The organism is Bradyrhizobium sp. SZCCHNR2028 (genome assembly GCF_032380995.1).
Classification (GTDB): domain Bacteria; phylum Pseudomonadota; class Alphaproteobacteria; order Rhizobiales; family Xanthobacteraceae; genus Bradyrhizobium.
This window is the reverse complement of record NZ_JAUHJF010000004.1, coordinates 20,768-34,143: the sequence shown is the minus strand read 5'-3', so window position 1 is coordinate 34,143 and position 13,376 is coordinate 20,768. Positions and strand designations below refer to the sequence as shown.

The window sequence follows — 13,376 nt, the reverse complement described above, 5'->3', positions numbered from 1 at the left end:
TGCGCCATTGACAGCCGATCCGGCTGCACGGGCCGGCGCGTCCGGCCAACCCGCATACCATAGCGCCCCGATCCCGTTCACGCCACTCGCCGCAACACGTAAGCTGCAGGTCCCGCCTGCAGAACGAGAGACTGATCATGACCGACGCCGGACAGCAGACATCCCCGTTCCGGGCCATCCGGGCCATCGACTACACCGTCATCCTGGTGCGCGACTGGTCCGCGATGCGCCGCTTCTATGAAGAGGTGCTGGGCTTTCCCCTGCTGCGCGAGCTGTCACAAGGCTGGATCGAGTACCAGGCCGGCAGCAACACGCTGGCGCTCGCCCGGCCGCAACGGCTGGCCTCGGACCAGCCGACGCCGCCAGGGAGCGCATCGCTTCAGCTCGCCTTCAAGGTGACCCGCGACGATGTCGACCGCTGCGCGGCCGAGCTGACCGGCAAGGGCATCGCCCTCATGGAGCCGCCGACGGACCAGCCCTTCGGCCACCGCACGCTGTTCTTCAGGGATCCCGACGGCAATCTGCTCGAGGTGTTTGCGGACATCTAAGGCTTGGCGGCCGCGCTAGGCGGCCGCCGGTTGTATCCGGGGATTGAGCACGTACTCCTTCAGCACCTTGTCGGTGGCGGCGTCGACTTCCACCAGCGAGACGTCGTAGCTCCAGAGATCGGCGAGATGCTGCAGCACGCGCTTGGTGTCGGTCTCGCTGAGCTGGGCCCCCTTCACCACGGTATGCCGCAGCATCAGGCGGCGGTCGCCGGCGAGATCGACATCGACCACCTCGATGTTCGGATCGATGCAACCGACGTCGTACTGCTTGGACAGCTCGCGGCGGACGCGGCGATAGCCGCGCTCGTCATGAATGGCGTCGACGAGGATGCCGGCGCGCTCGGCCGGATCGTCATGCAGGTGGAAAAGTCTGAGCTGTCGGATCAGGTTGGGGCTGAGGAACTGGCTGATGAAGCTCTCGTCGCGATAATTGGCCCAGACGTCGCGCAGCACCGCCATCTCGTCGCCGGTGCCGGCGATGTCCGGAAACCATTCGCGGTCCTCGTCGGTCGGGTCCTTCACGATGCGCTCGATGTCCTGCATGATCGCAAAGCCGAGCGCGTAAGGGTTGAATCCGGAGAAGCGCGGATCGTCGAACTCCGGCTGGAAGACGACGTTGGTGTGCGACTGCAGGAACTCCAGGAAGTTGCCGTCGGTGAGGCGGCCGTTCTGGTGCAGCCGGTTCATGATGCGATAATGCACATAGGTCGCCGTGCCCTCGTTCATGACCTTGGTCTGGCCCTGCGGATAGAAGTATTGCGCGATGTGGCGGACGATGCGCAGCAATTCGCGCTGCCACATCGCCAGCCGCGGCGCGGTCTTCTCCAGGAAATAGAGCAGATTTTCCTGCGGGAGGCCGAGCAGCGCGCGGCGCCGTTCGACGTTCAGCATCGCATTGGTCTTGACCGGGCCGGTCGGCACCGTACGCCAGAGATCGTTGAACTGGCCCTCCTCGTAGAGCCTGCGCTTGCCGGCGCGCTTCTCCTCCTCGCGGAAGTCGAGCTTCTTCTTGCCGGGATAGCGGTCGACGCCGTGCGACATCAGCGCATGCGCCGCGTCCAGCGTATGCTCGACGGCGAGCCGGCCGTAGCGCTCCTCGCATTGCGCGATGTAGCCGCGGGCGAAATCGAGATAGTCGAGGATGCCGTCGGCGTCGGTCCACTGCTTGAACAGATAGTTGTTCTTGAAGAAATGGTTGTGGCCGAACGCGGCGTGCGCGATCACCAAGGTCTGCATCGTCGCCGTGTTCTCCTCCATCAGATAGGAGATGCAGGGCGAGGAGTTGATCACGATCTCATAGGCGAGGCCCATCAGGCCCTTGCGGTACGAGGCCTCGTGGTAGGCGAAGTGCTTTCCGAACGACCAGTGCTTGTAGAACAGGGGCATGCCGACCGAGGAATAGGCGTCGAGCATCTGCTCGGCCGTGATCACCTCGATCTGGTTGGGATAGGTGTCGAGCCCGAGCTCCTTCTCGGCGACGGCTTCGCAGGCATCGTGGATGCGCTGCAGGGTGAGGAAATTCCAATCCGCGCCCTCGAACAGCAACCCGCTCATGACGCCGCCCTCTCCTGCGTGGTGCCGCGACGCTGAAACAGGTCGTGGAACACCGGGAAGATCTCGCTGCGGTCACGCACCTTGCGCATCGACAGCGGCTCGCCATCGGCGCGCAGCCGCTCATACAGCGACCACAGTGCGGAGTCCGGCATCTCGAACGAATAGGTGCCGGATTCACCGACCTCGAGATAGGCGAAGAACTGCGACACCGGCAGGATGTTGTCGGTCAAGAGACGGGCGACGTTCTCGGAATCCGAGGTGGCGTTGTCGCCGTCGGAGGCCTGCGCCGCGTAGATGTTCCAGTCCGAGGGGCGGAAGCGCGAGCGGACGATGTCGTGCATGCATTGCAGGGCGCTCGATACCAAGGTGCCGCCGGATGCCGGTCCATAGAAGAAGGTCTGCTCGTCGACCTCCTCGGCGCGATCGGTATGACGGATGAAGACGATCTCGACATGACGGTAGCGCCGGGTCAGGAACACGTAGAGCAGCATGTAGAAACGCTTGGCGAGGTCCTTCATGTGCTCCGACATCGAGCCGGACACGTCCATCAGGCAGAACATCACGGCCTGCGCGATCGGCTTCGGCACGGCCTCGAAGCGGCGGTAGCGGATGTCGATCGGATCGATGAAGGGGATGCGCTTGGCCTTGGCCTTCAGGGCCTCGAGCTCGGCCAGAAGCGCGGCACGCTTGTCGTCGTCGGTCTCCTGCTCCAGCTGGGCCTCGAGCTCGGCAATCGCCTCCGGCCGCGGACGGCGCAGCGCCACGCGGCGGGCCAAGGCGCGGGTGACGGTGCGGCTGATCGAGATGTTGGCCGGTGAGCCCGACGTCGAGTAGCCGGCACGCACCAGCCCCTCGCTCTCGGCCTCGGCGAATTTGCGCTTGGCGAGATCAGGCAGCTCGAGATCGTCCAGGAAGAGATTGACGAACTCCTCCTTGCTCAGCACGAAGCGGAACGCGTCCTCGCTGTCGCCCTGCCCTGGTGCCGACTTGCGGCCGCTGCCGTCGCCGGAGCGCGGCAGGATGTCGCCTTCGACGAACTTCTTGTTGCCGGGCAGCACCATGTCGCGGGTGCCGCCCTCGCGGCGGAAGCGCGGCTCGTCCATGCCGTCGAGCGGGATCGAGACTTCGCCGCCCTCCAGCACGTCCTTGATGTCGCGGTCCTGCGAGGTCTTCTTGACCGCTCCCTGAACCAGGGCCTTGGCGCGGCGCAAAAATCGCTGACGATTTTCGAGACTTTTGCCGCCCGGATTCAGGCGCCGATCAATGATGTGCATGACCACGTTCCATACGCCTCCTGCTGCAGCGGCTTCGACTCCTGCTCTCCCCCGCCGCGATGCCGCGGTGCAGTATCGGACCCGACACTGCAACGGCACCCTCTGCCTGTCCGACGCCTCCCAGCGAAGCTCAGCGTCGAACGTTCATCTCGTTCGTAACCCTGGCGCCGACGTCAGACCGATGGCCTGCCGCACCTGCAGTGAACATCGGCGCCGGACCACGATCAACCCGCCTGCTTCACGCGCATGTACCACTCGACCAGCCGACGGACCTGCCGCTCGGTGTAGCCGCGTTCGACCATGCGCGCGACGAAGTCGTCGTGCTTCTTCTCGGTCTCGCCGTCCTTCTTGGTACCGAACGAGATGACCGGAAGCAGATCCTCGACCTGCGAGAATATCCTCTTTTCGATGACTTCGCGGATCTTTTCGTAGGAGGTCCAGGACGGATTTTTGCCTCCATTCTGGGCTCGGGAGCGCAGCGAGAACTTGACAACCTCGTTGCGGAAGTCCTTCGGGTTGGCGATCCCGGCCGGCTTCTCGATCTTGGTCAGCTCCTGGTTCAACAGCTCGCGATTGAGCAGCTGTCCCGTATCGGGATCCTTGAAGTCCTGATCCTCGATCCAGGCGTCGGCGTAGTCGACGTAGCGATCGAACAGGTTCTGGCCGTAATCGGAGTAGGATTCGAGATAGGCCTTCTGGATCTCGTGGCCGATGAACTCGGCGTAGCGCGGCGCGAGATCCGCCTTGATGAATTCGAGGTAGCGCTTCTCGATCTCCTCGGGCAGTTGCTCGCGCTTGATCGACTGCTCCAGCACGTACATCAGATGCACGGCGTCGGCCGATACTTCCGCCGTATCGTGATTGTAGGTCGCAGCCAGCACCTTGAAGGCAAAGCGGGTGGAGATGCCGTCCATGCCCTCGTCGACGCCGGCAGCATCGCGATATTCCTGCACGCTGCGCGCCTTCGGATCGGACTCCTTGAGGCTCTCGCCGTCATAGACCCGCATCTTGGCATACAGCGTCGAGTTCTCATGCTTGCGCAGGCGCGACATCACCGAGAAGCGGGCGAGCGTGTCCAAGGTCGCCGGCGCGCAGGGCGCGGTGGAGAGCTCGGAGCCCTGGATCAGCTTCTCGTAGATCTTGCGCTCCTCGGTGACGCGCAGGCAGTACGGCACCTTGATGACGCAGATGCGGTCGATGAAGGCCTCGTTGTTCTTGTTGGTCTTGAAGCTCTGCCACTCCGACTCGTTGGAGTGGGCGAGGATCACGCCGTTGTAGGGAATGGCGCCGATGTTCTCGGTGCCGATATAGTTGCCTTCCTGCGTCGCCGTCAGCAGCGGATGCAGCATCTTGATCGGCGCCTTGAACATCTCGACGAATTCGAGAATGCCCTGGTTGGCGCGGTTGAGACCGCCCGAATAGCTGTAGGCGTCGGGATCGTTTTGCGCGTAGGTCTCGAGCTTGCGGATATCGACCTTGCCGACCAGCGAGGAGATGTCCTGGTTGTTCTCGTCGCCGGGCTCGGTCTTGGCGATGCCGATCTGGCGCAGCCGCGACGGCTGGATCTTGGCGACGCGGAACTGCGAGATGTCGCCGCCGAAGGCTTCGAGCCGCTTGTAGCACCACGGGCTCATCAGGCCGGACAAACGGCGGCGCGGAATGCCGTATTTCTCCTCGAGCATCGGGCCCAGCGTGTCGGGATCGAACAGGCCGAGCGGCGACTCGAACACGGGGCTCAGCTCATCTCCGGCCTTGAGCACGTAGATCGGATGGGTTTCCATCAACTGCTTCAGCCGTTCGGCCAGCGACGACTTGCCGCCGCCGACCGGTCCGAGCAGATAGAGGATCTGCTTGCGCTCTTCGAGACCCTGCGCGGCGTGACGGAAGAAGCCGACGATGCGCTCGATCGTGTCCTCCATGCCGTAGAAGCCGGCGAATGCAGGATACAGGCGAACCGTCCGGTTCAAAAAAATACGGCCAAGGCGTGGGTCCTTGGCCGTGTCTATCATCTGAGGCTCGCCGATCGCAGCTAGTAGTCGTTCAGCGGCGTTCGCGTATCGCATCGGGTCGGTTCGACACGATTCTAGATATTCCTGCATCGACATGTCGGTCTGGCTGCGTGCCTCGAACGACCTTGCGAACGCGTTGAACAACGAATCGTTGTACATGATCCCTCTCCACGTAGGTTCCGCCGCACTGCTGCAACGGGCCGAGATCCAAGTACGTTCCTGCTGATCCCGAACCGACTCAGAGTGAAGCGCGCTAGCCCCCATTGGGCACCGTCTTCGTCCTTTTCCGCAACGCAAAGTGCATGCAGCATATGCCCTATCAACATGCACTTCGCTCAATAGTTCGGCAAAAGCCGGCCGACTCTCCCCATTTGTACCTCATTGTCTCTGCTTCGCAACATCCGCAATACCCCGGCACCGTAGTCTCCCTGCGCCGCACAAGGTGTTGTGAAGCCACGTGAACTGGTGGCGTGACAGCTCCAAAATCAGTCTCTCTTCCCGAAGTGAACCGCGAGTGAACGCAGCTCTTCTCGCGAGCGCTCCAGGCAGGGAACGTCTCATTCGCTGCGCGACCTGATGCGCGCCGGCCACGGCGGCCGACCAAATATGGGCCTGCGACCGCATCTGCCGTCGCTCATACAACGTCCTCGAGCGAGCGATGAGCGCATGCATCTCATAGGGCCGCGCGCACGCATGTTCGCCGCCAGATCCGAACGTCGTAAAATAACGCGCGGCCGAAGCCGGATGGATCACTCGATGCCGATCATTGCCATGATCACACGGCAGTTCGCCGCTGAGCATCTGCAGCCGGAAAGCATCATGGGTTATACGCCGACACTCGTGAGGCGCTGCCGAGGCGACAACCGTGAGACGTTCGCCATGATCCGTTGCGTAGGGCACCATTACCCAGAACACATGTGGCACCTTTCCAGCATTGCAAGCCGGAGAAGCTTTCGATCGACGGCATTTGCTTGCCTCCCGGGGCCTCTCCGGCGCACGAGCACTGCTGAGGTCGACGCAGGCCGAACGCCGACCGCGCTCTGGCGGCTCTGCCGCGCGCTTTGGCCGGAACGATCAGCGGCGGGCTTCGCGTCGCCTGCCGATCTCCCTCCGGACGCGCCCCGCCGGCACGTCACCCCGGCTCGAAGCTCTTGGGATTCCAGAGGGATCAATCCATTATGAATGGCGTTCTCCTGAGGGCTGGCGCATAGTTGTTCATGTGAGGTCCCTATCGACCTGGCAGCTGCCAGGCGGGAACCCAAAAAAGCAAGCCGACGCACATAGATAGGCATCATGAATCCGGTCAAAGCTCTCGAAGAACACGGCCAGGCGGTCTGGCTCGATTTCCTCGCACGCGGCTTCGTCGCCAAAGGCGACCTCAAGCGGCTGATCGATGAGGATGGCGTCAAGGGCGTCACCTCGAATCCCGCGATTTTCGAGAAGGCGATCGGCAGCTCCGACGAATATGACACACCGATCGCCACGGCGCTGAAGAACGGCGATCGATCGCCGACGCAGCTGTTCGAGGCCGTCGCCGTCGAGGACATCCAGAATGCCGCCGACGTGTTGCGGCCGGTCTACGACCGCTTCGATGGCAATGACGGCTTCGTCAGCCTCGAAGTTTCGCCCTATCTGGCGATGGACAGCAAGGGCACGATCGCCGAGGCCGAGCAGCTCTGGACGGCGGTCGACCGCAGGAATCTGATGATCAAGGTGCCGGCGACCGACGCCTGTCTGCCCGCGATCGAGCACCTGATCTCCAAGGGCATCAGCGTCAACATCACCTTGCTGTTTTCGCAAGACGTCTACCGGCAGGTTGCCGAAGCCTATATTGCCGGCCTCGAAGCCTACGTCGGCGCCGGCGGCGATCCGTCGCATGTCGCCAGCGTGGCCTCGTTCTTCGTCAGCCGCATCGACAGCGTCGTCGACAAGCAGCTGGACGAGAAGATCGCCCAGGCCAATGATCCGACCGAGAAGGAGCGGCTGGCCGCGCTCAAGGGCAGGATCGCCATCGCCAATGCAAAGATGGCGTATCAGGACTACAAGCAGCTGTTCGCCGGCGCGCGCTGGGAGCGGCTGGCCAAGCAAGGGGCCAAGCCGCAGCGGCTGCTCTGGGCCTCCACCGGCACCAAGAACAAGGACTACAGCGACGTCCTCTATGTCGAGGAGCTGATCGGGCCGAACACCGTCAACACCGTGCCGCCGGCCACGCTGGACGCCTTCCGTGATCACGGCAAGGTGCGCGACAGTCTGGAGGAAGACGTCGACGCCGCTCAGGCCGCCCTGGAGGATCTGGCGAAGACCGGCATCTCGCTCGACGACATCACCGCAGATCTCGTGGTCGACGGCGTCAAGCAGTTCGCGGACGCCGCCGACAAGCTCTATGGCGCGGTTGCGCACAAGCGCGCCGTCGTGCTCGGGACCGGGCTTGGGCAGCAGTCGATCACGGTTGCTGCTGATCTGCAGAAGAAGGTCGCCTCCGCCACCGAGGAGTGGCGCAAGGACGCCAGGATCCGCCGGCTCTGGCACAAGGACGCGACGGTCTGGACCGGCCGAGACGAGCACAAATGGCTGGGCTGGCTGACCAGCGCGGAGAAGGCCGACATCGCCGATTACGAGGACTACGCGCAGCGGGTGAAGGGACAGAAATTCTCCGACGCCGTGGTCCTCGGCATGGGCGGCTCCAGCCTCGGGCCGGAAGTGCTGGCCGAAACGTTCCCGCGCAGGGCCGGCTTCCCCAAGCTGCACGTGCTCGACTCCACCGATCCGGCGCAGGTGCGCGCGATGGAGAAGGCGATCGACATCGCCAGGACGGTATTCATCGTCTCCTCCAAGTCGGGCGGCACCACCGAGCCGAACGCGATGAAGGACTATTTCTTTGCGCGCGTATCCGATGCGATCGGGTCCAAGAAGGCCGGCCATCGCTTCATTGCCGTGACCGATCCCGGCTCGTCGCTGGAGAAGGCGGCCCGCGCGCAAGGCTTCGCCCGCATCTTCCACGGCGAGCCGAGCATCGGCGGCCGCTATTCGGTGCTGTCGCCGTTCGGTCTGGTGCCGGCCGCCACCGCCGGCATCGACGTGCGCAGGCTGATCACGCAGGCGCTGTCCATGGTGCGCTCCTGCGGGCCCGACGTGCCGCCGCTACAGAACCCGGGTGTGCAGCTCGGTCTGGCGATGGGCCTTGCCGGCCTCGAAGGCCGCGACAAGGTGACGATCTTCGCCTCGCCCAAGATCGCCGATTTCGGCGCCTGGGCCGAGCAGTTGATCGCGGAGTCCACGGGCAAGGAAGGCAAGGGCCTGATCCCGATCGATGGCGAACCAGTCACCTCGCCCGAGGTCTACGGTCATGATCGCTTCTTCATCGACATCAAGATCGACGGCGACGAGGTGGCGGGCCATGAAGCGAAGCTCGCCGCGATCGAGGACGCCGGTCATCCCGTCGTGCGCATCGTCATGAAGTCGATCGACCAGATCGGGCAGGAATTCTTCCGCTTCGAGATGGCGACCGCCGTCGCCGGCGCCGTGCTCGGCATCAACCCGTTCGACCAGCCGGACGTCGAATCGGCCAAGATCAAGACCCGCGAACTGACCGCGGCGTTCGAGCAAAGCGGCGCACTGCCGGCGGAGGAGCCCGTCGTATCGATCAAGGGCTGCGAGCTCTACACCGATGCGCAGAACGCCGAGAGCCTGCGCGGGCATGGCGCCGACGGCACGCTCGCGTCCTGGCTGAAGGCGCATCTCGGCCGCGCCGGCGACGGCGACTACATCGCCCTGCTCGGCTATATCGACCGCAATGCAGGCAATATCGACACGCTGCAGCGGATCCGGCTGAGGCTGCGCGATGCCAAGCACCTCGCCACCTGCGCCGAATTCGGTCCGCGCTTCCTGCACTCGACCGGTCAGGCCTACAAGGGCGGTCCGGACAGCGGCGTGTTTCTCCAGATCACCGCCGACGATGCCGAGGATCTGCCGATCCCCGGGCAGAAGGCGAGCTTCGGCGTGATCAAGGCGGCGCAGGCGCGCGGCGATTTCGACGTGCTCGCCGAGCGCGGGCGCCGGGCTCTTCGGGTCCATCTCAAAGGCAATCTGAAATCGGGCCTGAAGATGCTCGACAGCGCGATCAGCGAAGCGCTGAGCTAGGAAGGGCCTCGTCGATGCAGCTTGGAATGATCGGTCTCGGGCGGATGGGCGGCAACATCGTGCGCCGCCTGATGCGCGCGGGGCACTCCTGCGTGGTCTATGATCGCGACGCAAAGGCCGTGGCCGCGCTGGTCTCCGAAGGCGCCACCGGCGCCGCGAGCCTCGAGGAGTTCGTCGGTAAGCTCGCAACGCCGCGGCACGCATGGATCATGCTGCCGGCCGGCAAGATCACGGAAGCCACCGTCGAGCAGCTCACCGGGCTGATGACCCGAGACGATGTCATCATCGACGGCGGCAACAGTTTTTGGCAGGACGACGTCCGCCGCGGCAAGGCGCTGAAGGAGCGCGGTCTGCACTACGTCGACGTCGGCACCTCCGGCGGGGTCTGGGGCCTCGATCGCGGCTACTGCATGATGATTGGCGGCGACAAGCCGGTCGTCGACCGGCTCGATCCGATCTTCGCCGCGCTCGCGCCTGGGATCGGCGACATCCCGCGCACACCGGGCCGTGATGGCCGCGACCTGCGCGTCGAGCAGGGCTATCTGCATGCCGGTCCGGTGGGCGCCGGGCACTTCGTCAAGATGATCCACAACGGCATCGAATATGGCCTGATGCAGGCCTATGCCGAGGGCTTCGACATCCTCAGGAATGCGAACAGCGCGGCGCTGCCGCAGGCGCACCGCTTCGACTTCGATCTCGCAGATATCGCCGAGGTGTGGCGCCGCGGCAGCGTCATTCCGTCCTGGCTGCTCGACCTCACCGCCAGCGCGCTGGCGCGGCAGCCCGGTCTGGAGAAATATTCCGGCTATGTCGAGGATTCCGGCGAGGGCCGCTGGACCGTGAATGCGGCGATCGACGAGGCGGTGCCGGCCGAGGTGTTGACCGCCGCCTTGTTCGCCCGTTTCCGCTCGCGCCAGGAGCACACGTTCGCGGAGAAGATTCTCTCGGCCATGCGCGAAGGCTTCGGCGGACACAAGGAGCCCGAACAGCACCCAGACCCGGCGCGCCAGAGCGCGCCCGAGATCGTCAAGCCGAAGGCGGACCGCGCGTGACCGCCCACCGTTCGCATCAGCCGCAACACCAGAAGCCTGACGCCTGCGCCTTCGTGATCTTCGGTGTGACCGGCGATCTGACCCATCGGCTCGTCTTGCCATCGCTTTACAATCTCGCGGCCAATCATCTGCTGCCGGACAGGCTCTGCATCGTCGGCATTGCCCGCAAGGGCATGTCGAGCGAGCAACTGCGCGACAATCTCATGGAAGGCCTGCGCAAATACGCCACACGCCCGATCGAGGATGAGATCGCGCAGCGCCTGTTGCAATGCGTGACTGCGATCGAGGCCGATCCGAAGGAGCCGGAAAGCTTCGATCAGTTGAAGGAGAGGCTGGAAAAGCTGGAAGCCGCGCGGGAGACCCACGGCAATCGGCTGTTCTACCTGGCGACGCCACCGAGCGCCTTTGCGCCGATCGCGCAACAGCTCGGGCGCGTCGGGTTGCTGCGGGAGGACGGCAATGCTTGGCGCCGCCTCGTGGTGGAAAAGCCGTTCGGCACCGACCTCGCCTCGGCCAAGAAGCTGAACGACGAGCTGCTGCAGCTCGTGACCGAGCACCAGATCTACCGGATCGATCATTACCTCGGCAAGGAGACGGTGCAGAACATCCTGGTGCTGCGTTTCGCCAATGGCATGTTCGAACCGATCTGGAACAGGCATCACATCGACCATGTCCAGATCACCGTCGAGGAGAAGCTCGGCGTCGGCACGCGTGGCAGCTTCTACGACGCCACCGGCGCGCTGCGCGACATGGTCCCCAACCATCTATTCCAATTGCTGTCGCTGGTGGCGATGGAGCCGCCGGCACGGTTCGATGCACATACCGTCCGCTCCGAGAAGGCGGAGGTGCTGTCGGCGATCCAGCCGTTGAGCGAACGGGAGGCGCTGCTCAACTCGGTGCGCGGCCAGTACACGGCCGGCATGATCGGCGGCGCCGAACTGCCCGACTATGTCAGGAGCAAGGACGTCCGTCCCGACAGCACCACCGAGACCTATGCCGCCTTCAAGCTCACGATCGACAATTGGCGCTGGGCCGGCGTTCCGTTCTATCTGCGCACCGGCAAGGCGCTTGGCGCCAAGCGCACCGAGGTGGCGATCAAGTTCCGCCAGGCGCCGTTCGCGATGTTCAGTTGCACGCCGATCGAAACCCTGGCCGAAAACTATCTGGTCATCGGCATCGAGCCGACCCAGAGCATCACGCTGCAGTTCAACACCAAGGTACCCGGCCCCACCATCCGCACCGACGGCGTGCAGATGAAGTTCAACTACAAGGACTATTTCCAGGCTGAGCCGGCCACCGGCTACGAGACGCTGATCTATGACTGCATGATCGGCGACAACATCCTGTTCCAGCGCGCCGACAGCGTCGAAGCCGGCTGGAAGGCCGTCGAGCCGTTCATCGGGGCGTGGAAGAAGGCTGGCCGCGATGGCCTGCATTCCTACGCAGCCGGCAGCGAGGGACCTGAGGCGGCGGCCGATCTCCTGGCCCGCGACGGCCGCAGCTGGCGCAAGCTGGTTTAGCCGTGGCCGGGCCGCAGGACCGCAAGCTCGTGCGCGTCGCCGACCGGGCGACGATGGCGAGGGTCGCGGCCGAACATCTCCTGGCTCGGACTGATACCAATCCGGGACGCGTGGCCATCTGTCTCACCGGAGGATCGAGCCCGAGGCAGCTCTATGAGCTGCTGGCGACGGACGCTTATCGTGAACGGATTCCATGGCCGCGCGTCCACTGGTTCATCGGTGACGAGCGATATGTTCCGCCCGGCGATTCCCTGCACAACATGACCACGGCACGTCACGTGTTCCTCGATGCCTGCGCGCCGGCCGCCAACATCCACCCGATCGCGACCGATGGGTCGGACCCGGAGGCCATTGCCCGCGACTATCAGCGCACGCTGGAAGCGTTCTACGGCGCCGCGCGGCTCGACTCCGGGCGGCCGCTGTTCGACCTCGTGCTGCTCGGCATCGGTCCCGACGGCCATGTCGCGTCGCTATTTCCCGGCTTTCCCGCAATCGACGTCACCGATCGCTGGGTTGTCGGCGTCGACAAGGCCCACGTCGCACCCTTCGTGCCGCGGATCAGCCTGACCTTGCCTGCGCTCGCCTCCTGCCGAACCATGCTGTTCGAGGTCGCCGGTGCCGACAAGCGCGCGGTCATGGCGCGGGTACTGGCCGGTGAGGACCTGCCCGCCAATCGCGCCCGCTCGATTCAGCAGACGATCCTGCTCATCGACAGCGAGGCCTGGCCGGAGGGGCGAAGTGGCGAGATCTGACCTGCCCCATGCGCTCGTCATCATGGGCGTGTCCGGCTCCGGCAAGAGCACGATCGGGGAAGCATTGGGCCAGCGCCTCGGCTGGCGTTTCGAGGATGGCGACAGCTTTCACCCGCCCGCGAACGTCGCCAAGATGAGCGCCGGCCACCCGCTCACGGACGAGGATCGCTGGCCCTGGCTGCAGGCCATTGCGGCGGAGATCGCGCGTTGCCGCACTGCGGGCCAGCACATCATCATCGCCTGCTCTGCGCTCAAGAAGGCCTATCGCGACATCCTCGTCGGCGACCGCAACGATGTCCGCATGGTCTATCTCCAAGGCAGTCAGGAGCTGATCGGCGAGCGGATGAGCCATCGCGAGGGGCACTTCATGCCGCCGGGCCTGCTCGCCAGCCAGTTCGCCACCCTGGAACCACCTGGGGCCGCCGAGCATCCCATCGCCGTCTCGGTCGACGCGCCGGTCGCGGCGATCGTGGACGACATCATGCAACAGCTTCACGCCGGTCGGCGCTGCTCCTGACCGCGAACAG

Annotated in this window: 9 protein-coding genes; 6 read left to right on the top strand and 3 right to left on the bottom strand. The window is 64.5% G+C overall.

All coding sequences use genetic code 11. The features are described 5' to 3' along the window. The first annotated feature begins 137 nt into the window (after window positions 1-137). A complete protein-coding gene (locus QX121_RS08380; protein WP_315811649.1) occupies window positions 138-548 on the top strand; it encodes a VOC family protein in 411 nt (136 codons plus the stop codon). Window positions 549-563: 15 nt separating this feature from the next. On the opposite strand, the gene QX121_RS08375 is transcribed toward QX121_RS08380, so the two are convergent. The 3 genes from QX121_RS08375 to QX121_RS08365 form a co-directional block, all read right to left on the bottom strand. Further along, on the bottom strand, window positions 564-2,102 hold the full coding sequence (locus QX121_RS08375; RefSeq protein ID WP_315811648.1) for a SpoVR family protein: 1,539 nt from the start codon (window positions 2,100-2,102) through the stop codon (window positions 564-566). Next, on the bottom strand, window positions 2,099-3,376 hold the full coding sequence (locus QX121_RS08370) for a YeaH/YhbH family protein (RefSeq protein WP_315782020.1): 1,278 nt from the start codon (window positions 3,374-3,376) through the stop codon (window positions 2,099-2,101). Before QX121_RS08370 ends, QX121_RS08375 begins: the two co-directional genes overlap by 4 nt. A 224-nt stretch (window positions 3,377-3,600) precedes the next feature. Then, window positions 3,601-5,544, bottom strand: coding sequence for a PrkA family serine protein kinase (locus QX121_RS08365; protein ID WP_315755266.1), 1,944 nt, complete (start codon window positions 5,542-5,544; stop codon window positions 3,601-3,603). A gap of 1,134 nt (window positions 5,545-6,678) precedes the next feature. On the opposite strand from QX121_RS08365, the gene QX121_RS08360 reads away from it, so the two are divergent. From QX121_RS08360 to QX121_RS08340, 5 genes are read left to right on the top strand one after another with little or no spacing between them, the layout of a single operon-like run. Further along, on the top strand, window positions 6,679-9,525 hold the full coding sequence (locus QX121_RS08360) for a bifunctional transaldolase/phosoglucose isomerase (protein WP_315811647.1): 2,847 nt from the start codon (window positions 6,679-6,681) through the stop codon (window positions 9,523-9,525). 14 nt (window positions 9,526-9,539) lie between these two features. Beyond that, window positions 9,540-10,577: a phosphogluconate dehydrogenase (NAD(+)-dependent, decarboxylating) gene (gnd, locus tag QX121_RS08355; protein WP_315811646.1), complete on the top strand. Its 1,038-nt coding sequence runs from the start codon at window positions 9,540-9,542 to the stop codon at window positions 10,575-10,577. Next, window positions 10,574-12,097 (top strand): glucose-6-phosphate dehydrogenase, encoded by a 1,524-nt coding sequence (zwf, locus tag QX121_RS08350; protein ID WP_315811645.1) that lies wholly within the window; start codon window positions 10,574-10,576, stop codon window positions 12,095-12,097. Before gnd ends, zwf begins: the two co-directional genes overlap by 4 nt. Before the next feature lie 2 nt (window positions 12,098-12,099). Then, a complete protein-coding gene (gene pgl / locus QX121_RS08345; protein ID WP_315811644.1) occupies window positions 12,100-12,849 on the top strand; it encodes a 6-phosphogluconolactonase in 750 nt (249 codons plus the stop codon). Next, window positions 12,836-13,366 carry a gluconokinase gene (locus QX121_RS08340; protein ID WP_315811643.1) on the top strand — a complete coding sequence of 177 codons (531 nt, stop codon included), beginning with the start codon at window positions 12,836-12,838 and terminating at the stop codon, window positions 13,364-13,366. The genes pgl and QX121_RS08340 overlap by 14 nt, the downstream gene beginning before the upstream one ends. Window positions 13,367-13,376 lie beyond the last annotated feature (10 nt).